We start from the raw sequence: 19,317 nt of genomic DNA on the forward strand, positions 1-19,317 counted from the left end.
TGTTATGGTTATACCGGCGCGACCAGATAGCGAATTGCCGGTGATGTTGTGCCCTGATGAAAAGCCAGAACGCGGCTTTGCAACAGGAGGTCATTCATGGTGTGGCGTTCCTGCTGGCGCAAATGCTCGATCCAGGAACCCATCAGGAAAGTCTCGATAAACAGCCCCGGACGTTCGATATCCTCGTACACCGCCCAGCTCATCGCTCCGGCGCGGCGGCGCACCCGGCGTAGCTCGTGCACGGCCTGCAAAAACGCTTTCGCGTTCTGTGGGTCGATGATGTACTCGTGCGACACCAGCACCGGGCCGCGCTCGTTCGGGAGTTCAATCTCCACGCCGTCCAGCGGCTGGCCGCTGAGCTCGAGATTTAAATCCGGATCTTTCTCCAGCTTCCAGCGGAACACCGTTGCGCTCGCCAGCACCATGCCCAGCGTGGCGACCACCAGCGAGGTCGGGGTGCCAAACTGCGAGGCGAGCTGGCCCCAGACGGCGCTGCCTGCGGTCATCGAGCCGAAGAACACCGTCAGATAAACCGCCAGCGCCCGGGCCTTCACCCAGCGGGCGGCGCTGCGCTGCGCGCCGAGGTTGAGGGTGGAAAGCACCGCAATCCACGCGAAGCCGGTAAAGAACTCAAACAGGTTCAGCAGCCAGAAGTGGCGCACGAACGCCAGCGCCAGCATGGTGATCGCAAACGTCAGGCTGGCGGCCACCATCAGGCGGTCGGCGTTCAGCCGCTGGCGCAGGCGCGGCAGCAGGATGGCTCCGGCAATCGCCCCCAGGCCGATACACGCCAGCATCACGCCGTAGCCCGCCGGGCCTAAGCCCAGCTCGCGGCGCGCCACCAGCGGCAGTAACGCCCAGCCCGCGCTGCCGAAAACGAAGAAGGCCACGGTCCGCACCAGCACGTTGCGCAGCACCGGGGCGGCGTGCACGTAGCGGATGCCGGACCGCACCGCAGAGAAGAAGTGCTCCGGCGGCAGGCGCTGCACGGACGGCGCCGGACGCCAGCGCCACAGCACCCACGCCACGCCCATTACGGAGAGCGCGTTCAGGGCAAACACCATCCACGGCCCGGCCAGCGACAGTAGAAAACCGCCCAGCGCGGGGCCAATCGCCCGGCTGATGTTGACCCCGAGCGAGTTAAGCGCCACGGCGGAACCCAGCTCGGGCTTGCTCACCAGGTCAGGCACAATCGCCTGGAACGGCGGCGAGCTCATGGCCGCGCCCACGCTCAGCAGAAACGTTGCCGCCAGCAGAACGGTGGGGGTGACGTGTCCGGTAAAAGAGAGCACCGTCAGCCCGGCGGCGGCGATGAACACCCACAGCTGGGAGAAGAGCAGGTATTTACGCCGGTCGACGATGTCCGCCATCACCCCGGACGGCAGGGCGAAGAGGAACATCGGCAGGCTGCTGGCCGCCTGCACCAGCGCGATATCCAGCGGATCGGCGCTGAGCGTCAGCATGCTCCAGTTGATGCCGACGTCACTCATCCATGAGCCGACGTTAGAGACCACCGTGGCGATCCACAGCATGCGGAACACCGGCTGGCTCAGCGGCTGCCATGGCGAAGCCGCCGGTGCGGGCGTCGTCTCGACGTGTGCGTCGCGAACGTCGTTAACCTGGGTCATGCGAACCTCTCCGTCGCCTTACGCTGCAACCGCCACTGGCCTGGCCCGGTGAGGGCGAGAGTGGTGAAGATAATCAGCAGCAGCCAGCCAAACTGCCCCTCGGCAATCGACCAGCCCGGGTGGACTACCAGCATCGCCACCAGCAGCACGGCGATAATCGGCAGGCAGGCCAGGCGGGTATAGACGCCTGCAATGATAAACAGCGGGCAGATGACCTCGGCGACGATCGCCGGGATCAGGCTGGCATACGGTCCGAAGCCAAACGGATCTTCGATGCGCGTCAGCTCTTCGCTAAAGTGGAGCACCTTCGGCAGGCCGTGCACGTAAAGCAACAGCAGGCTGCCGGTCAGGCGCAGGAAAAACAGCCCCGGATCGATCCGGGGCGAAGCGTCATAATGTTTCATCAGAATGCAAAGCAGCTGCAACCCAGCGCCCCCCAGAAAGCGTTATCGTCGGATACCGGCATCTCTGACGTGCGGGCAAAATCATGCTGGTGGCTGTGAACCCCGCACGGGCCGCTACAGTGGTGAGCCACACTCATACCCACGCGTGCGGCCTGCGGCGGCGCGCTGCGGTAGTGGCCGGGCACTTTCACCACCGGGGACCACTCGGGCAGGACCGGAATGGCCGGCGGCGCGAGCGGGCCAAAGGTGCCAGCGGCATAGACGATATCGCCGTTCACCACGGTGAGGACGGACTCAATGCCCTTGATCTCCTCTTCCGGCACGCGGAAGTAGTCTTTGCTGAGCACCGCCAGATCTGCGAGCTGGCCCGCTTTGATCTGCCCCTTCTGATTCTGCTCGCTGGAGAACCACGCGCTGCCCTGGGTCCAGAGCATCAGGGCGGTATCGCGGTCCAGACGGGCGCTGTGATCGTACATCTGCATCCCGCCAACGGTACGACCGGAGACGAGCCAGTAGAGCGCGGTCCACGGGTTGTAGCTCGCCACGCGGGTGGCGTCCGTCCCTAAGCCCACCGGCACGCCGGTCTCAAGCATTTTGGCCACCGGCGGCGTGTGGCGGGTGGCTTCAATGCCGTAGCGCTCGGCAAAGTACTCGCCCTGGAAGGCCATGCGGTGCTGCACGGCAATGCCGCCGCCCAGTTCTTTGATGCGGTCGATATTGGCCTGCGATACGGTTTCGGCGTGGTCGAAGAACCAGTGCAGCCCGTTGAACGGAATGTCGCGGTTCACCTTCTCGAACACGTCCAGCATACGGCTGATGGATTCGTTGTAGGTGGCGTGCAGGCGGAACGGCCAGCGGTGCTCCACCAGATGGCGCACTACGCGCTCCAGCTCGTCCTCCATGCCCGGCGCGAGATCCGGGCGCGGCTCGAGGAAATCTTCAAAGTCGGCGGCGGAGAAGACCAGCATCTCGCCCGCGCCGTTGTGGCGGAAGAAGTCGCTGCCCTGGCCCGGCGTGAGCATGTCGGTCCATTTTTCAAAGTCTTCCAGCTCGTGGCCCGGACGCTGGGTAAACAGGTTATAGGCGATGCGGATAGTCATCTGCTTTTTCTCGTGCAGCTCGGCAATCACCTCGTAATCTTCCGGGTAGTTCTGGAAGCCGCCGCCCGCGTCGATGGCGCTGGTCAGCCCCAGGCGGTTCAGCTCGCGCATAAACTGGCGCGTGGAGTTGACCTGCTGCTCCAGCGGCAGCTTCGGCCCTTTGGCGAGGGTTGAATAGAGGATCATGGCGTTCGGGCGGGCGATCAGCATCCCGGTCGGGTTGCCGTTGGCGTCGCGCTGGATCTCGCCGCCCGGCGGGTTCGGCGTATCCCTGGTATAGCCAACCACCTTCAGCGCGGCGCGGTTGAGCAGGGCGCGGTCGTACAGGTGCAGAATGAAGATCGGGGTATCCGGCGCGGCGTCGTTAATCTCATCCAGCGTCGGCATGCGGCGCTCGGCAAACTGGAACTCGCTCCAGCCGCCCACCACGCGTACCCACTGCGGCGACGGCGTGCGCAGGGCCTGCTCTTTCAGCATCCGCAGGGCATCTGCCAGCGACGGCACGCCTTCCCAGCGCAGCTCGAGGTTGTAGTTCAGCCCGCCGCGGATAAGGTGCAGGTGCGAATCGTTCAGGCCGGGGATGGCGGTGTGGCCTTTCAAATCAACCACCTTAGTGCCGTCGCAGTGGTGTTGCATCACCTCGGCGACGGTACCCACTTCCAGAAATTTCCCGTCGCGCACGGCAACGGCTTCCGCGAGGGGATTCTCGCGATCGACGGTGTGAAACTGGCCGTTAACCAGAATAAGATCGGCTTTACCGAGGGTAACCATAATAGCTCCAGACTAAGAGGGGAATGGTCAGGATTATGGGAACCGGTTTCGGGAAAGATCCAGTTATACAATAGGATAGGTATACCAAAGTATAACTATACCTAAGGTTAACTATACGAAGAGATAATTACGCCCCGGCGGCGTGGGTCATAGGATTAATGCGATTTTATCGGCGTGCCTTTCGCGACGATTTTAACCTTTAACCTCACTGGATAATCTTATGACCACTTCAAAGCTCGAAGTCTTAACCCCTGCCAACTGTCAGATCATCTTCATCGACCACCAGCCGCAGATGGCGTTTGGCGTGCAGTCTATTGACCGCCAGGTGCTGAAAAACAACACCGTGGCGCTGGCGAAAGCGGCAAAAGTGTTCAACATCCCGACCATCATCACCACCGTTGAAACCGAAAGCTTCTCCGGCAACACCTATCCGGAGCTGCTGGACGTGTTCCCGGGCCAGGACATTCTGGAGCGTACCTCCATGAACTCCTGGGACGACCAGAAAGTGCGTGACGCGCTGAAGGCCAACGGCAAGAAGAAAGTGGTTGTCGCCGGTCTGTGGACCGAAGTGTGCAACAACAGCTTTGCCCTGTGCGCGATGCTGGAAGGCGACTACGAAATTTACATGGTGGCAGATGCGTCCGGTGGCACCTCCAAAGAGGCCCACGACTTCGCGATGCAGCGCATGATCCAGGCGGGCGTGATCCCGGTGACCTGGCAGCAGGTCATGCTGGAGTGGCAGCGTGACTGGGCGCACAAAGAGACCTACACCGCGGTGATGGATATCGTGCGCGAGCACTCCGGCGCCTACGGCATGGGCGTGGACTACGCCTACACCATGGTGCACAAAGCGCCGTCTCGCCAGAAGAGCGAGCACCGCACCTTAGCGCCGGTCCCGGCACGCTAAGCCTCGTCGGCGGGCTGGTCCCTCATCCGGCTCGCCGCGCCTTTTTCTCTGGAGTTCTCAATGAGTACAGGGTTGATATCCCTCGCGGCAGGCGTATTGATTGGCCTGATGTACGCCGTGCTGAAGGTGCGGTCCCCCGCGCCGCCCGCGCTGGCGCTGATTGGCCTGCTGGGCATGCTGGCAGGCGAACAGGCGATGCGTCATCTTTTATCCCGCGATAATCCGGCTGCCGTGCAGGTGACGGTTCCCCACGTTCAACACCCTACCGGAGCGTCATCATGAAGGCCTGGATTATTTCGCTGGTGTGCGGGGTCGTGGCTGGGGTACTTTACGCCCTGCTTGACGTGCATTCTCCGGCGCCGCCGGTCGTCGCGCTGCTAGGCCTGTTCGGCATGCTGGTGGGTGAACAGCTGATCCCCATTGGGCGTCGTCTGGTGAGCCGCGAACCGCTGACCCTGGCCTGGTTTCGTCATGAATGCGTACCGAAAATCAGCGGTACTGCGCCCCCCGCGCCCGCGAAGGAAAGCCGCGACGCGTAACGATTTGTTTGAGGAAAGACAGCATGACGCTGCCGTGGCGCATTGCCATCATCGATGACGAACGCTCTGTTCGCAGCGGGCTCAGTAATCTGCTGCAATCGGAAGGGTATGCTACCGATACCTTCGATTCGGCAGAGGTGTTTTTAAGCCACCCTCTCGCCCTGACCGGCGCGTCGCTGGTGATCGCCGACATCAAGCTGCGCGGCATGAACGGCATCGAGCTGTTTGAGAAGCTGCGGTTGCTGGCCGCGCCGCCGCCGCCAATACTGTTTATCTCCGGCCATGCTGATGAAAATATGCAGCGGTATGCACTCAGTCTGGGCGCCGCTGCATTTTTGCGTAAGCCGATTAACATCGATATTCTGCTGGATCATATTCAGCGGGAGCTGACCCGCCGACAATAAGGATCGCGGATGAACGAACATACGTCGCCTGCATTTTGGCCCGCCCGGGGAAGTCTCCATGAAGGGCGGGCTTTTGTTCTGAAAGAGGATGTTATTTTTACCGTGCTGGCGCAGGAGGGCGGCATCTCCTGGATGAACGCACGGCATCCCCAGTCCGGCGGTTCGTTTATTATTGCCACCGCGGTCAGCGATGAAGAAGAGGAGCGGGCAACCCGCCTGCTGAAGAACGAGTTTGCCCTGCGCGATCGGCTTCATGACGGCTGGGCCATCCGGCCCGTCGCTTCTACCCAGTACCGCGGACGTTTTGCGCTGGTCTACGCGCCGTTCTGCTTTGAACTGCTGGCGTGCCGGGCAGGCAAGGCGATTTCCGGGATCGCCCGCTTTATTGAGATGGCAATCCGCATCTGCGGTCCCCTGCGCCAGATGCATCTGCACAACCTGATCCACGGCGATATCAAACCCGGGTCGATCTTCGTTCACCATGACGCCACCTGCCGTCTGTGCAGCTTTGGCCTCGCCTGCGGCACCTCCGACGCGTTCTCCCAGACCCGGCTTGCCGCGTCTGGCGGCACGCCCGCCTACATGTCACCGGAACACACCACCCGTACCCGTCGCGCCGTCGACAGCCGGAGCGATCTCTACAGCCTGGGTATCGTGCTGTATGAACTTCTGACCGGGCGATTACCGTTTGAACTGAGCGCAGATGACCAGACCAGCTGGGCGCATTACCACATTGCCTCTGAGCCGCTTGCGCCGGGCCGGGTGCGCCCGGACGTCCCCGGCATGCTGTCGACCATCATCCTTAAGCTGCTGGAGAAGAATCCGGAGAACCGCTATCAGACCGTCGACGGGCTGATTGCCGACCTCAGGCGCTGCCAGGCGACGCTGACGGTTGAAGGCGAAATTGTCGACTTTATTCCCGGCCAGCAGGATCGCTCTCCGGCGATCCATCTGGCCGATTCGCTTTTTTCCGCTCATCCGCAGGCCAGCGACGTCATCGCTGCGTTTGAGCGGGTGAGCCAGAGCGGTGCGCCGGAACTGGTTACGATTGGCGGACCGTCGGGGATCGGCAAATCTTCCGTGATCGCCACCACGCTGAAATCGCTGCAACAGCGCATGGTGCTGCTGGCGGTGGGCAAGGTCGATCAATATTCCCCCACGCTGCCCTACGGCGTGCTGAGTTCGGCGTTTCGGACGCTCACGCTGCACCTGCTCGGGCTGCCAGCCGGGGAGGTGGCGACGTGGAAAATCCGCCTGACGCGCGCGCTGGAAGGCTACGAGGAGCTGGCCGTCAGCCTGGTGCCGGAGCTGAATTTACTCCTGGAGAACAAACCGCGTTTCTCAGCGGATACATTTTCCATCGATGCGCGGGCGCGCTTCAGCCATATGGTGCTGGCGCTGGTGAAAACCTTCACCACCCAGGGGACGCCGCTGGTGCTGCTGCTGGATGATGTGCAGTGGATCGACGTCGCCAGCCTGCAAACGCTCGATCACCTGCTGCGTACCTGCGGCGCCATTCCGCTGCTGGTGGTGGTGGCGCACCGCGATCTCAGTTCGCTTTCTGACCCCAGCTTGCAGACCGCGCTGGCGAGCCTGCCGGAAGCGGCGCAGCACGCCACGACGATCGTTCCGCAGCCGCTGTCGGTGAAGGCCGTGGCGCGCTGGCTCGGAGGAATTTTTCATGCCCGCAGCGCCGGCACCACCGATCTTGCCACGCTGATCCATGAAAAAACCGGCGGCAACCCGCTGTTCGTGCAGGAATTTTTCCGCCGCATCGTCGATGACGGGCTGGTAGTGCACAACAAATATCAGGGTAAATGGCATTACGATCTTCAGGCGATCCGCGCCCGGCACTACACCGAAAACGTGGTAACGCTGGTGCTGGAACAGCTCAAGGAGATGCCTGACGAAACGCGCCGTCTGCTGGGCAGCATCGCCTGCCTCGGCTGCACGGGCGAGCTGGAGATGCTGTGCCGCGTGGTGGGGCTGTCGGCAGCGGAAATCCGCTACGCACTTCACCCGGCTGTGACCGCTCAGCTGATTGTGCTGACGGAAAAAGAGTACGCCTTTACCCACGATCGGGTGCAGGAAGCCGCCTTTGCCCTGCTGGATGAGGGCGAGAAAAGCCATCTGCACCTGACCACCGCCAGCCTGCTGGCGGACGCCGCGCGCCAGGCGGCAGGCAATGAGCTGCTGTTCCGCGCGGTTCACCACGTCAGCGCCGCGCTGGACTGCATCCAGCCTGCGCCGCAGCGCCAGAGATTCCGTGAGCTGAGCCTCCAGGCCGCGCGGCGTGCGAAGCGTACCGGGGATTACCTCTCCGCCCTGAGCTATATCCAGACTGCCAGAGCGCTCGGGAATGCGGGTCCGGTCTCGGACTTTATGCTGGATATTGAAGAGGCGGGCTGCGAGTTTGCGCTCGGGCACCTGGAGCGTACGCGCGCGCTGTGCGATACGATCCTCGGCTCACCGGGCGGGCTGACGGAGAAAGCGCTGGCGGCCAACCTGCTGGCGGAAGTCTATATGCGCCAGTCGGAGATCCGCCTGGCGCTGGAGGCCTCGTTGTGCTGGCTGGGCGTGTTCGGGATCCAGGTCAGCCGCTACCCGGAAAATGCCGATTGTGACGAGGCCTGGCAGCAGTTCTGCGAACGCATCGCCGACGCGCCGCAGAACCCGTTTTCTCAGCTGACGCTGATGAAGAATGCAGAGACTGAAGCGGTAATGAACCTGCTTTACAGCGCCAGTATGTTCGCCAGCTTTACCTGCCCGCGGCTGCACTTTCTACTCCTGTGCCGGATGATGCACCTCACGCTCGACCACGGCATTACCGGGGCATCCACCACGGCGATGGCCTGGTTTGGCGTGCTGATTGGCCACCGCTACGCCGAATACCGTCTCGGGTTTGAGTACGGCACGCTGGCTCGCGAGCTGGTAAACCGCCACGGCTATGATGCCTATGAAGCCAAAACCCTGCTGCCGCTCGACCAGCTCAGCGTCTGGACCCAGCCGCTGTCGTACACTATCGAGTGCGCGAAAGCCTGTTTTACCTCAGCGGTGACGCACGGCGACACGACGATGGCCTGCTTCGCAGCCTGTCATCAAATCATTAACTTCCTCTCCCGGGGCGATCATCTGGACGGCGTGCTGACCAGCATCGATCGCGGTCTGGCCTTCGTGCGTAAAACGGATTTCCAGGACATTGAAACCGTTCTGCACATTCAGCGCCGCTACGTGGAGTTTTTACGCACGCCGGTGACGGGCACCTGGAGCGCCGCCCAGGCGCTGCCTGACGATCTGCTGCCCGCACCGCCGGAGCAGGCGCCCGAGCAGACGTCGACCATGCTGTTCTGGTACTGGCTCTATCGCGGGATAGCGCACTTTACCTGCGGCGAATATGCCGACGCGCAGGCGGATTTAGAGATGGCGGGCTGGTATGCGTGGTCCGCGCCGGGCCATATCCATCTGCTGGATTACCATCTTTACAGCGCGCTGGCCCTCTCGCGCCAGCTCACGCCGGAGACCTTTTCGGCTGATTATCGCCGCAGCATTCATCACCACTACGACAAAATTGCCCTCTGGGCGCGGATCAATCCGGGCACGTTTGCCGATAAAGAGGCGCTGATTTACGCCGAAATCGTCCGTCTGGACGGCATGAACAGCATCGCGCTGGAGCAGTATGAAAAGGCGGTGCGCCTCTCGCGGGAGGGCGGGTTTAACCCGATCAATGCCCTGGCGCACGAGCTGGCGGGGCGTTTCTCGCTGGCCTGCGGCTACCCGACCGCCTCCGACGCCCATTTCCGCGGGTCGATTGCCGCCTGGGGCCGCGCCGGGGCGCAGGCCAAGGTGCGCCAGCTGGAGCAGGATTTCCCGCACTTGCTGGCCTCCGGGCAGAGCCGGGCGTATGAGTCGGTGGCGTTCGCCCAGGACGAGGTGATCCGCGATTTACAGAGCGTCATCAAAGCCTCGCGCGCCCTGTCCGAAGAGATTAACCTCGAACGCTTAATCGAAAACCTGATGACGCTGCTGCTCGAACGGGCCGGGGCGCAGCGCGGCCTGCTGCTGCGCGTCAGCGATAATCATATACCGGAAATTGAAGCCAGCGCCTGGACCAGCACCGACGGCGTGCGGGTGCGCATCGTGAAAGAGTCACCGATGGCGACGGACATGCCGCTGTCGGTGCTGGCTGCGGTGATCCGCACCGGGCAGGAGATCCGCACCGGCAAGCCGGAGGCGTTCCACCCGTTCAGCCAGGATCCGTATCTGGTGACGTCCGGCGCCGCGGTGATGTGCGTGCCGATGTTCAAGCAGGCGCGGTTGGTGGGCGTACTCTATCTGGAAAACCGCCTGATGCCGGAGGTGTTTACCGCCGAGCACTCGCGCGTGGTCAGCCTGCTGGGCGCGCAGGCGGCGGTTTCGCTGGAGACGGCGCGGCTTTACGCCGAGCTGCTGGCGGAAAATATCCACCGTCGGCGCGTGGAGAAAGAGCTGCGCGCCAGCCAGACGTCCCTCATGCTGGGCGAGCAGATCAGCCACACCGGCAGCTGGCGCTGGGAGCTGGTGCAGGATCTGATGTTTATCTCCGAAGAGTACGCCCGCATTCTCGGCCTGCCGGAACAGCAAAAAATGCTGTCAATGGCGGAGTTTTTGACCTACGTCCATGAGGACGACTATGGCCGGATTGGCGCCCTCGTTAACCAGAGCGTGCGCGACGGGCTGTCCATGCGCGCGGAGTTTCGCATTATCCGCACCGACGGCTCCGTGCGCTACATTCTGGGGATTGGCGATCCGGTGGGCGTGGGCAGCGAGGTGAACGAGTATTACGGCATCATCACCGACATCACCAGCCAGCGGGCGGCGGAGGATGCGATGCGGGTGGCGCAGGCGGATCTGGCGCGGGTGTCCCGGGCCACCACCGTCGGGCAGCTGACCTCCTCGATCGCCCACGAGATCAACCAGCCGCTGATGTCGATTGTCTCGAACGCCGGGGCGAGCCTGCGCTGGCTTGGCCGCGATCCGGCGCGGCTCGACAAGGTGCGCGAGGGGCTGGAGGAGATCGCCGCCGAGGGCGAGCGGGCGGGGGAGATCATCCGCAGCATTCAGTCCCTGACCCGCAAGCAGGATCCCACGCTTACGCGCATCGATCTGCACTTCCTGATCCACCACATTATTATGCTTTCCCGCAGCGAGCTTGAGCTGCGACACATTAGCGTTGATTACCTTTTAAACGCTCACGACAGTTTTATCATTGGCGACAGCGTGCAGATCCAGCAGGTGCTGCTTAACCTGGTGATGAACGCGGTGGAAGCGATGGCGGAGATAAAAGATCGCCCGTGCAGCATCACGATCTCCACCGCGAACGGCATTGAAGGAAAGGTGATCTTCGAGATTGCCGATACCGGCAGCGGCATTGAGCCGGAGCTTACCGAGCGGATCTTCGACTCGTTCTACTCCACCAAGGCGCAGGGAATGGGGATGGGGCTGACCATCAGCGCCAGCATCATTGAGCGGCACCGGGGAAAACTGAGCGCGCGCCGCAGGGAGCCGCACGGCACGGTGTTTGCTTTCGCGCTGCCGCTTGCCGGCCCGGAGGCGTAAGGGTTATTCCACGGTTTGGCTTTGGGTCAGGCGCTCGACGGCCCTGACCAGCTCGGCCACGGAACGAACCTGCATTTTCTCCATCACCCGGCGGCGGTGCACTTTCACCGTGATCTCGCTGACGCCCAGCTCGGCGGCGATCTGCTTGTTGAGCTTGCCGATGATGGCAAGCTCAAGCACCTCACGCTCGCGCGGGGTGAGGGACATATGGCGCTGCTTCAGGGCGTAGTGCTCTTTGTTGCGCACGGCGTTGTTTTCCGCCAGCTGAAGGGCGGATTCAATGGCGTCGAGCAGCGCGCTGGATTCGACGGGCTTGGTGAGAAATTCATAAGCCCCGCCTTTAATGGCGCGCACCGACATGGGAATAGTGCCGTGCCCGGTGAGAAAGATAATCGGGATCTCGCGTCCGCTGTCTTTGAGCGCGTCCGCCACCTCAAAACCCGAGATGGCGGGCATTTGCATGTCGAGGATCACGCAGGAGGGCAGATCCTCAAAGCGATGTTGAAGAAACGTCTCTGCCGATGAAAAGCCGATGGCGTTCAGGCCCGCTGATTCCAGCAGCCCGATTACGGACTGCCTGACTGGGTCATCGTCATCAACCACATACACAATGTGTTCCATTCACCGCCCCGGTGCTGATTTAAATGTCGAGGATGCAAACAGTCCCAACGGTGGCGTAAGAGACTGTTTATGCTGACTTTCATCTTAACACATTAAATATCATTATCATTTAACAATATGATAACCATATGAAGTATAGCGAGCCGGGGCGGGGGCAGTGAAGGAACGAAACGCTGTTTTTATGCACCGACAAGCTCAATGCGGTTGCCGTCCGGGTCCGCGATCACCGCTTCATAGAAGCCGTCCCCGGTCATGCGCGGGGCGCTGAGCAGCGTGCCGTTTGCCTGTGCCCGCTCGGCCATGCTGTCCACTTTTGCCTTGCTGCCGACGTTGATGGCGATATGCGCCCAGCCGATAAACTCCGGGTGCGACGGGGCGTCGGGCAGGTCCGGCAGCGTCATCAGCTCAAGGGTCGGCCCGTCATCCAGGGTAATAAAGTGGGATTCAAACCCTGGGCGGTTTTTGCTGACGTAGCGTTCGTTACTGCGGCCATTAAAAACCGTTTCCCAGAACTGAACCTGGGCCTCAAGGCTGCGGGTCCAGAGTGCGACATGTGCAATATTCATTGTAACCCTCGTTGTTTGTATTGCGCGGTTATGCAACATTATGCGCATTGATACTCGATTAAAAATCACAAAGGACTTTCAATGCTCGATTATGCAGCTTTTCCTGAGCAGCGACAAGAGCGGATCCGACAGATCCTTCAGGAGAGCGGAAGGGTGATCTGTACCGAGCTGGCGAGCCAGATGAAGGTGTCCGAGCACACCATTCGCCGTGATTTACATGAACTTAGCAAAGAAGGCTATTGCAAAAAGGTCTATGGCGGCGCGGTGCTTCAGCTCCCGGATGCGGGCAGTTTTTTCAGCCGCGAGCAGAAAATAAGTGCAGAAAAGCACACAATCGCGCAGAAAGCTGCAACGCTGGTTCAGGCGGGCGGGTGCATTTTTATCGACGCGGGGACGACAAATCTGGCGCTGGCGAAAGCCCTTCCGGCGGATCTTAACGTCACGGTGGTAACCAACTCCCCGGCGATTGCCGCGGAGCTGCTGCATCATCCTCTGTGCGACGTGATCGTCACCGGCGGGCAGATCCAGCGAGCGTCCGGCGGAACGGTTGGCGCCACGGCGGCGAACCAGATCCAGGGCATTATCTTCGATCAGGCCTTTATCGGCGGCTGTGCGATGGATCCTGAGACGGGGCTTACGGGGTTTGATTTTGCCGACTGCGAGTTTAAAAAAGCCGTGATTGCCCAGAGTACCCAGACCATTGTGGCCCTGACCGCAGACAAAATTCCCGGCGTAGCGCGCTTTGTGGTAGCGAAGAGCCGCGACATTGATGTGCTGGTGGTAGAAGAGAGGATAGAACAGGGCGTTTTTGACGCGCTGGCGGCGCAGGATGTTCGCATTGTGTGTGCCTGAGGACTTTCACGGGTAAAACAGGCTACACTCTGGTTTTGAGCGCTAAATGCTGAGGACGTAACAATGCACTACACACTGAAAGAAAGCGACAAAGACAAAGCGGAAGGGTCAAGCGGCGCGGGCGCTCTTCAGCAAAAACTGCTGGAATCCCGTTCGATTGTCATCTCCGGTGAGATTAACCAGGAGCTGGCCCAGAAGGTCATCACCCAGTTGATCCTGCTGCAAAGCGTCAGCAACGATCCGATCAAGCTGTACATCAACAGCCAGGGCGGCCACGTGGAAGCGGGCGACACCATCCACGACTTCATTAAGTTCATCCGTCCGGAAGTGCACGTGATCGGCACCGGCTGGGTGGCGAGCGCCGGGATCACCATCTTCCTGGCAGCGAAAAAAGAGCACCGTTACTCGCTGCCGAATACTCGCTTTATGATCCACCAGCCGCTGGGCGGCGTGCGCGGTCAGGCGACGGATATCGAGATCGAAGCGCGCGAGATCATCCGCATGCTGGAACGCGTGAACAAGCTGATTGCTGACGCCACCGGCCAGCCGCTGGAGAAAGTGAAGAAAGACACTGACCGCAACTTCTGGATGTCCCCGGCGGAAGCGCTGGACTACGGGATTGTGGGCAAGCTGATTACCCATTATGACGAGCTGAACCTGGATTAAGTTTTAGCCCGCGCGTGCGTCGGGTGACGGCTTCGCCATACCCGACCTACGCGCGCTCGTTTGACCCATGACAAGTTCCCCCCCAGCCGTCTCCCCTATAATCGCGCCTGTTTACCCTCTCACTGGTGCTAACCATGGCGTATCAACTGAACCTGAACTGGCCGGAATTTCTTAAAAAATACTGGCAAAAACAACCTGTTGTGCTGAAAAATGCCTTCCCGAATTTTGTCGATCCGATTACGCCGGACGAGCTGGCGGGTCTGGCGATGGAGCCGGAAGTCGATAGCCGCCTGGTAAGCCATGCCAACGGCAAGTGGCAGGCGAGCAACGGTCCGTTTGAGCATTTCGATAACCTCGGTGAAACCGGCTGGTCCCTGCTGGCGCAGGCGGTGAACCACTGGCATATGCCCGCCGCCGAACTGGTGCGTCCGTTCCGCGTGCTGCCGGACTGGCGTCTTGATGACCTGATGATCTCCTTCTCCGTTCCGGGGGGCGGCGTGGGGCCGCATATCGATCAGTACGATGTGTTTATCATCCAGGGGATGGGTAGCCGTCGCTGGCGCGTGGGTGACAAGCTGCCGATGCGTCAGTTCTGCCCGCATCCGGCGCTGCTGCATGTCGATCCGTTTGAGCCGATCATCGACGAAGATCTTGAGCCGGGCGATATCCTCTATATTCCGCCTGGATTCCCGCATGACGGCTTCACCCATGAAACCGCGCTCAACTACTCCGTCGGCTTCCGCGGGCCGAACGGCCGCGATCTGTTCAGCAGCTTTGCTGATTACGCGCTGGAAAACGATCTGGGCGGCGAGCACTACAGCGATCCGGATCTGACCTGCCGCGAACACCCGGGCCGCGTCGAGCAGTATGAACTCGATCGTATCCGCCAGATGATGATCGACATGATTAGCAAACCGGACGATTTCACGAAATGGTTTGGCAGCTTCGTCTCCACGCCGCGTCACGAGCTGGATATTGCCGCCGCCGAGCCACCGTATTCAGCGGAAGAGGTTCTCGACGCGCTGCAAGGGGGCGAAACGCTCTCCCGTCTGAGCGGGCTGCGCGTGCTGAACGTCAACGGCAGCGTCTTTATCAACAGTGAACAGCTGGAAACGGCGGATATGAACGGGGCAGACGCGCTGTGCCGCTACACCGAGCTCGGCCAGGCCGAGCTGGGCGACGCGCTGAATAATCCGGCGTTTGTGGACGAGCTGACCGGATTGATTAACCAGGGCTACTGGTTCTTCGACGAGTAACAGCAGGCGGCGTTTAGTCAGCCTAAACGCCGCTACGTTCAAACCAGCATGTTACACGCCTTCCAGTAGTTCAAAAGCCGCTCGTCGTCGCGCTCTTTCTCCGCTTTGATTTTCATCGCCTGGGCCAGGTTCTCTCGCGATACCTCATGGCCTTTTTGCACGATGTCTAACACCGCTTCACCAAGAGCCAGCGAAATTTCTGCCCGATTATTGTTGCGAATCGTCATAAATACCTCCTCGTTGGTTGCGATAATTTAATTATGAACGGGAAATAATCAGTCGGTAATAATTCATCTCATTCTTATTTTTTCAATTCGGCGTTAAATAGACATAATATTCCATTCTGTCAATGATGTTTCAAAATGCTAATAAGCCTTTTAAGCCTGAATTTATGCGCTACAGTTAATTTCGTGCAACAGGCAAATAACCGAAACAGGAGAATGATTATGGTAGATAAAAGCGCAATTAAGGATCACACTCAGGTTGTCGCCAGCTGCGGAACGCACGTCGGGGTTGTGGACCATTTAGACGGTGAGCGTATCAAGCTTGCGAAGAGCGACCCGGAATCGGGCGGCAAGCACCACTTTATTCCTCTCGGCTGGGTCGATAAGGTCGAAGATAATAAAGTTGTCCTGACCAAAAACCATAAAGAGGTTTTTGCTGAGTGGCAGGAAGCATAAAATATATTTCTCGTGAAGAAATATACGCCTTCGCTCCGGCTTTGTCCGGAGCGGAATAGTGTCTGCGCCCGGTGATTGCTGACATGGCAAAGGGATGGTACTGTTTTGCCTGACCTTTCCCCGATGCAGGCCCCGAATTATGCTCCAGAGCGAAAATAGATCAGCGAAACGCCTATTTTTTGTTGAAGATTTTCAGATATTCGGCGAGCGCTACGGCATCGACTACCGTTTCCCGCTGTTACAAGGGGAGCAGGTCAGCGGCAGCCCGGTGTTGCAGGGGAATGTGGAAGAGATGACGCTCTCGTCCGGCATTTCGCTGACCCATTCCGACGTGCATGTATTACAACCCTACGAAACCACATCCCGCCACAGCAGCCCGCTCTATATGCTGGTCGTCCTGGAAGGGTGCGTTACGATCGCGCTCAATGGCATCGACTATCACGTGCGTCCCGGCATGGCGTTCAGCGCCCGTCTGAGTGAGGAACAGGTGATGAGCGCGCGTCACGACGCCGACAGCGCGCTGAAAACACTCTCGTTTGGCGTGTACCCGCATGAAGCCGGGCGTGAAGCCCTGCTTGAGTCGCTGCTGCTGGAATGGCAAAACCTGAATACACCCACGTTTGTCTGGCACGTTCCCGAGTTTGTTATGTCAGGCATTCAGCATGCGCAGCAGCAGAGGGGAAGCGTGCTCGCGCGTAAGCTGCTGCTGGAGGGACTGATGTACCAGCTGCTCGGCCACGGCCTGAACCAGCGCCAGCAGCCCTGCCCGAGCCGCCCTGAGCATGCGCGCCTGGAACGCGTGCGGGGCATGCTGGAACAGTCTCCTGAACGGGATCATACTCTCGCGCAGCTGGCGGCCCTGGCTGCCATGAGCCCAAGCAGCCTGCGCAGCAAGTTCCGTCAGCGCTACGGCTGCACGCTTTTCGATTATCTCCGCGACTGTCGCCTTGCGCTGGCGCGCCGCTATCTGCTGGAGGGCCACAGCGTGCAGCAGGCGGCCTGGATGTGCGGGTATCAGCATGCCACCAATTTCGCCACCGCGTTTCGTCGTCATTACGGGATTTCACCGGGCGACGTGCGCAAACTCCGCTAACGTAATTTCGCCCATCGCGCGAACGCATCCCGTGCGGTTTAGCATCGCGCATACGTAACCTGGCGGCGCGCATAGCCGTTTGCACTCTCAAAAAGGTAATAATTCTTATTAACAATAAGAAATATCTCTGGAGAGGGTTATGTTTGCTAAATCGCGTCTGGCACTGCTGGTGGGATGGGTTACCGGTAGCGTCGCTTTTCCTTTACTGGCGCAGGATGCGCAAAAAACTGACACCGTGGTGGTGACCTCGCAGATGCAGTCTGCGGCCACCAAGCTTGAAACGCCGGATATTGAAACTCCGCAGTCGGTCTCTATCGTCACGCGCGAGCAGTTCGAAGAGCAGGGCGCAACCAGCGTGCGTCAGGCCGTGAGCTACACGCCGGGGGTCTACAGCAACCAGATTGGGGCGTCTAACCGCTTTGACTACATGGTGCTGCGCGGCTTCTCTGACGGCAGCCTGGACAACGTCTACCTGGACGGCCTGAAGATGATGGGCGACACCAACTCCCACAGCTCGCTGGTGGTTGATCCCTGGTTCCTGGACAGTATCGAAGTCGTGCGCGGCCCGGCCTCCGTGCTCTATGGCCGTTCATCGCCGGGCGGGATTGTGGCGCTTACCTCCCGTAAGCCGTCGTTCGATCCGGGCGGGGAGATCAAGCTTTTTGCCGGGAACAATAGCCAGCGTGGGGCGATGTTCGACGTCACCGGCCCGGTTGATGATAACGACCGCGTGGCGGTGCGCCTCAGCGGGATGACCCGCTATGCCGATTCCCAGTTCGATCCGCTGAAGGAAGAGCGTTATGCGCTGATGCCGAGCCTGACCTGGCGTATCACCGATAACACCCGTCTGGATCTTATGGCCTACCTGCACCGCGATCCGGAAGGCGGCAGCCACTCCGGCCTGCCGTATGAGGGCACCGTTGTGCCGCACAGCGGGAAGAAAATCTCCAACACGTTCTTTGAAGGTGAAGACGATTACGACAAGTACGATCGTCGGGAAAACATGGTCGGCTATAACCTTGAGCACCTGTTTGACAGCGGCTGGTCCGTGCGCCAGAAGCTGCGCTACCTGCACACCAAAGTGGAGCTGAACCAGGTGTATGCCGCAGGCTGGTTGAATGACACCGAGCTGAACCGCGGTTATTCCGGCTCCGACGAGAAGATGAACGCCATCACCCTGGATAATCAGGTCGACGGCAGCTTCGACACCGGGGCGGTAAACCACCGCGTGCTGATCGGCATGGACTACCAGGACCGCACCAACAACGTGACCGGCTACTATGGCGGCTTCCCGCCGATTGACGCCTTCCACCCGGTTTACGGTGCGAAGCCGGATTACATCACCCAGTACAGCAGGGAAAAGCATAAGCTTCGCCAGACCGGCTACTACCTACAGGATCAGATGTCCGTTGACCGCTGGCGCCTGACGCTCGGCGGGCGTTACGACCAGGTGAGCGTGTCGAACGTCGACAACTTTAACCACACCCGCAGCGATCTGGATAAAAACAACTTCAGCAGCCGCGCGGCGCTGCTGTATCTGTTTGATAACGGCGTTGCCCCGTACGTGAGCTACTCCACCGCCTTTACGCCGACCAGCTTTGCCGACGAGCAGGGCAATATCCTGGATCCGATGAAGGGCAAGCAGTGGGAAGCGGGCGTGAAGTATGAGCCAGAAGGGATGAACAGCCAGTTCAGCGCCTCGGTGTTCCGCATCAACCAGAAGAACATTGCCACCAAAGAGGAGCCGACCGATCCGTACCGTTCCATCGGTGAAATCGAATCCGAAGGCGTTGAGCTGGAGGCGATTGGTCAGCTGACCGACAGCCTGCGCATGCAGGCGGCGTATACCTACACGGATATTCGCTATAAGAAGAGCAGCCCGGAAGAGGAGGGCAAGCGCGCGGTTTATGCCCCGCGTAACATGGCCAGCGCCTGGCTGAGCTACGACGTCAAAACCGGCCCGCTGGACGGCCTGACCGTCGGCTCCGGCGTGCGCTATGTCAACGGGATCGCCAGCGATCGCCAGAACACCCATACGCTTCCGTCGTATACGCTGGTGGACATGGTCGTGGGGTATGACCTGTCAAAAGTGGGGCTTACGGGCGTGAGCGCGCAGCTGAACGTCAATAACCTGACGGACAAAAGCTACGTTGCGGCGTGTAACTCGCTCTCTTACTGTTATTTCGGCGCAGAACGCAGCATTGTGGGCAGCGTTTCGTGGAAGTTCTGAATCGT

Annotated in this window: 17 protein-coding genes; 11 read left to right on the forward strand and 6 right to left on the reverse strand. The window is 60.3% G+C overall.

Going from position 1 to position 19,317, the window contains the following annotated elements:
* Positions 1 to 8: 8 nt before the first annotated feature.
* The 3 genes from E0L16_RS07095 to E0L16_RS07105 are packed head-to-tail and all read right to left on the reverse strand — an operon-like array spanning position 9 to position 3,903.
* Positions 9 to 1,628 (reverse strand): MFS transporter, encoded by a 1,620-nt coding sequence (locus E0L16_RS07095; RefSeq protein ID WP_131636622.1) that lies wholly within the window; start codon positions 1,626 to 1,628, stop codon positions 9 to 11.
* Positions 1,625 to 2,032, reverse strand: a complete 408-nt coding sequence (locus tag E0L16_RS07100; RefSeq protein WP_063450788.1) for a DoxX family protein — start codon at positions 2,030 to 2,032, stop codon at positions 1,625 to 1,627. Before E0L16_RS07100 ends, E0L16_RS07095 begins: the two co-directional genes overlap by 4 nt.
* Positions 2,032 to 3,903: an amidohydrolase gene (locus E0L16_RS07105; RefSeq protein ID WP_131636623.1), complete on the reverse strand. Its 1,872-nt coding sequence runs from the start codon at positions 3,901 to 3,903 to the stop codon at positions 2,032 to 2,034. Before E0L16_RS07105 ends, E0L16_RS07100 begins: the two co-directional genes overlap by 1 nt.
* Positions 3,904 to 4,123: 220 nt before the next feature.
* On the opposite strand from E0L16_RS07105, the gene E0L16_RS07110 reads away from it, so the two are divergent.
* Genes E0L16_RS07110 through E0L16_RS07130 form a run of 5 tightly spaced genes read left to right on the forward strand, consistent with a single transcriptional unit; the run spans position 4,124 to position 11,348 of the window.
* Complete coding sequence (locus E0L16_RS07110; RefSeq protein WP_023315321.1) at positions 4,124 to 4,810, forward strand: hydrolase; 687 nt, start codon at positions 4,124 to 4,126, stop codon at positions 4,808 to 4,810.
* 60 nt (positions 4,811 to 4,870) lie between these two features.
* Entirely contained in the window at positions 4,871 to 5,092 is a 222-nt protein-coding gene (locus E0L16_RS07115) for a DUF1427 family protein (protein ID WP_003863054.1), read from the forward strand.
* Positions 5,089 to 5,349 carry a XapX domain-containing protein gene (locus tag E0L16_RS07120; protein WP_063450786.1) on the forward strand — a complete coding sequence of 87 codons (261 nt, stop codon included), beginning with the start codon at positions 5,089 to 5,091 and terminating at the stop codon, positions 5,347 to 5,349. The genes E0L16_RS07115 and E0L16_RS07120 overlap by 4 nt, the downstream gene beginning before the upstream one ends.
* 23 nt (positions 5,350 to 5,372) lie before the next feature.
* Complete coding sequence (locus E0L16_RS07125) at positions 5,373 to 5,753, forward strand: response regulator transcription factor (RefSeq protein WP_107534617.1); 381 nt, start codon at positions 5,373 to 5,375, stop codon at positions 5,751 to 5,753.
* A gap of 9 nt (positions 5,754 to 5,762) precedes the next feature.
* Positions 5,763 to 11,348: a trifunctional serine/threonine-protein kinase/ATP-binding protein/sensor histidine kinase gene (locus E0L16_RS07130; RefSeq protein WP_131636624.1), complete on the forward strand. Its 5,586-nt coding sequence runs from the start codon at positions 5,763 to 5,765 to the stop codon at positions 11,346 to 11,348.
* A 3-nt stretch (positions 11,349 to 11,351) separates the two neighbouring features.
* On the opposite strand, the gene E0L16_RS07135 is transcribed toward E0L16_RS07130, so the two are convergent.
* Both E0L16_RS07135 and E0L16_RS07140 read right to left on the reverse strand, forming a co-directional pair.
* On the reverse strand, positions 11,352 to 11,969 hold the full coding sequence (locus E0L16_RS07135; protein WP_112792164.1) for a response regulator transcription factor: 618 nt from the start codon (positions 11,967 to 11,969) through the stop codon (positions 11,352 to 11,354).
* 179 nt (positions 11,970 to 12,148) lie between these two features.
* On the reverse strand, positions 12,149 to 12,535 hold the full coding sequence (locus E0L16_RS07140) for a VOC family protein (RefSeq protein ID WP_045631073.1): 387 nt from the start codon (positions 12,533 to 12,535) through the stop codon (positions 12,149 to 12,151).
* 81 nt (positions 12,536 to 12,616) lie between these two features.
* Here E0L16_RS07140 and E0L16_RS07145 point away from each other — a divergent pair, with 81 nt between their 5' ends.
* The 3 genes from E0L16_RS07145 to E0L16_RS07155 all read left to right on the forward strand — a co-directional run bounded on the left by E0L16_RS07145 (position 12,617) and on the right by E0L16_RS07155 (position 15,309).
* Positions 12,617 to 13,387, forward strand: coding sequence for a DeoR/GlpR family DNA-binding transcription regulator (locus E0L16_RS07145; RefSeq protein ID WP_112792165.1), 771 nt, complete (start codon positions 12,617 to 12,619; stop codon positions 13,385 to 13,387).
* Positions 13,388 to 13,450: 63 nt separating this feature from the next.
* Positions 13,451 to 14,053, forward strand: coding sequence for an ATP-dependent Clp protease proteolytic subunit (locus E0L16_RS07150; RefSeq protein ID WP_131636625.1), 603 nt, complete (start codon positions 13,451 to 13,453; stop codon positions 14,051 to 14,053).
* A 134-nt stretch (positions 14,054 to 14,187) separates the two neighbouring features.
* Complete coding sequence (locus E0L16_RS07155; RefSeq protein WP_131636626.1) at positions 14,188 to 15,309, forward strand: ribosomal protein uL16 3-hydroxylase; 1,122 nt, start codon at positions 14,188 to 14,190, stop codon at positions 15,307 to 15,309.
* 38 nt (positions 15,310 to 15,347) lie between these two features.
* On the opposite strand, the gene E0L16_RS07160 is transcribed toward E0L16_RS07155, so the two are convergent.
* Positions 15,348 to 15,536 carry a hypothetical protein gene (locus E0L16_RS07160; protein WP_047363975.1) on the reverse strand — a complete coding sequence of 63 codons (189 nt, stop codon included), beginning with the start codon at positions 15,534 to 15,536 and terminating at the stop codon, positions 15,348 to 15,350.
* 219 nt (positions 15,537 to 15,755) lie between these two features.
* Between E0L16_RS07160 and E0L16_RS07165 the strand changes: the two genes are divergently transcribed.
* From E0L16_RS07165 to foxA, 3 genes are all read left to right on the forward strand, one after another.
* Entirely contained in the window at positions 15,756 to 15,989 is a 234-nt protein-coding gene (locus E0L16_RS07165) for a DUF2171 domain-containing protein (RefSeq protein WP_003863067.1), read from the forward strand.
* A 139-nt stretch (positions 15,990 to 16,128) separates the two neighbouring features.
* Entirely contained in the window at positions 16,129 to 17,082 is a 954-nt protein-coding gene (locus E0L16_RS07170; protein ID WP_131636627.1) for an AraC family transcriptional regulator, read from the forward strand.
* A gap of 121 nt (positions 17,083 to 17,203) precedes the next feature.
* Positions 17,204 to 19,312, forward strand: coding sequence for a ferrioxamine B receptor FoxA (foxA, locus tag E0L16_RS07175; RefSeq protein WP_112792168.1), 2,109 nt, complete (start codon positions 17,204 to 17,206; stop codon positions 19,310 to 19,312).
* Positions 19,313 to 19,317 lie beyond the last annotated feature (5 nt).

This window comes from Enterobacter quasihormaechei, assembly GCF_004331385.1.
GTDB lineage: Bacteria > Pseudomonadota > Gammaproteobacteria > Enterobacterales > Enterobacteriaceae > Enterobacter > Enterobacter quasihormaechei.

Excerpts from the sequence above, each read along its gene's own strand:
- E0L16_RS07170 (WP_131636627.1), top strand. The coding sequence starts at position 16,129 with ATGCTCCAGAGCGAAAATAGATCAGCGAAACGCCTATTTTTTGTTGAA.
- E0L16_RS07160 (WP_047363975.1), bottom strand. The coding sequence starts at position 15,536 with ATGACGATTCGCAACAATAATCGGGCAGAAATTTCGCTGGCTCTTGGT.
- E0L16_RS07105 (WP_131636623.1), bottom strand. The coding sequence starts at position 3,903 with ATGGTTACCCTCGGTAAAGCCGATCTTATTCTGGTTAACGGCCAGTTT.
- E0L16_RS07135 (WP_112792164.1), bottom strand. The coding sequence starts at position 11,969 with ATGGAACACATTGTGTATGTGGTTGATGACGATGACCCAGTCAGGCAG.
- E0L16_RS07120 (WP_063450786.1), top strand. The coding sequence starts at position 5,089 with ATGAAGGCCTGGATTATTTCGCTGGTGTGCGGGGTCGTGGCTGGGGTA.
- E0L16_RS07155 (WP_131636626.1), top strand. The coding sequence starts at position 14,188 with ATGGCGTATCAACTGAACCTGAACTGGCCGGAATTTCTTAAAAAATAC.
- E0L16_RS07165 (WP_003863067.1), top strand. The coding sequence starts at position 15,756 with ATGGTAGATAAAAGCGCAATTAAGGATCACACTCAGGTTGTCGCCAGC.
- E0L16_RS07115 (WP_003863054.1), top strand. The coding sequence starts at position 4,871 with ATGAGTACAGGGTTGATATCCCTCGCGGCAGGCGTATTGATTGGCCTG.
- E0L16_RS07150 (WP_131636625.1), top strand. The coding sequence starts at position 13,451 with ATGCACTACACACTGAAAGAAAGCGACAAAGACAAAGCGGAAGGGTCA.
- E0L16_RS07110 (WP_023315321.1), top strand. The coding sequence starts at position 4,124 with ATGACCACTTCAAAGCTCGAAGTCTTAACCCCTGCCAACTGTCAGATC.
- E0L16_RS07095 (WP_131636622.1), bottom strand. The coding sequence starts at position 1,628 with ATGACCCAGGTTAACGACGTTCGCGACGCACACGTCGAGACGACGCCC.
- E0L16_RS07125 (WP_107534617.1), top strand. The coding sequence starts at position 5,373 with ATGACGCTGCCGTGGCGCATTGCCATCATCGATGACGAACGCTCTGTT.
- E0L16_RS07100 (WP_063450788.1), bottom strand. The coding sequence starts at position 2,032 with ATGAAACATTATGACGCTTCGCCCCGGATCGATCCGGGGCTGTTTTTC.
- E0L16_RS07140 (WP_045631073.1), bottom strand. The coding sequence starts at position 12,535 with ATGAATATTGCACATGTCGCACTCTGGACCCGCAGCCTTGAGGCCCAG.
- E0L16_RS07130 (WP_131636624.1), top strand. The coding sequence starts at position 5,763 with ATGAACGAACATACGTCGCCTGCATTTTGGCCCGCCCGGGGAAGTCTC.
- E0L16_RS07145 (WP_112792165.1), top strand. The coding sequence starts at position 12,617 with ATGCTCGATTATGCAGCTTTTCCTGAGCAGCGACAAGAGCGGATCCGA.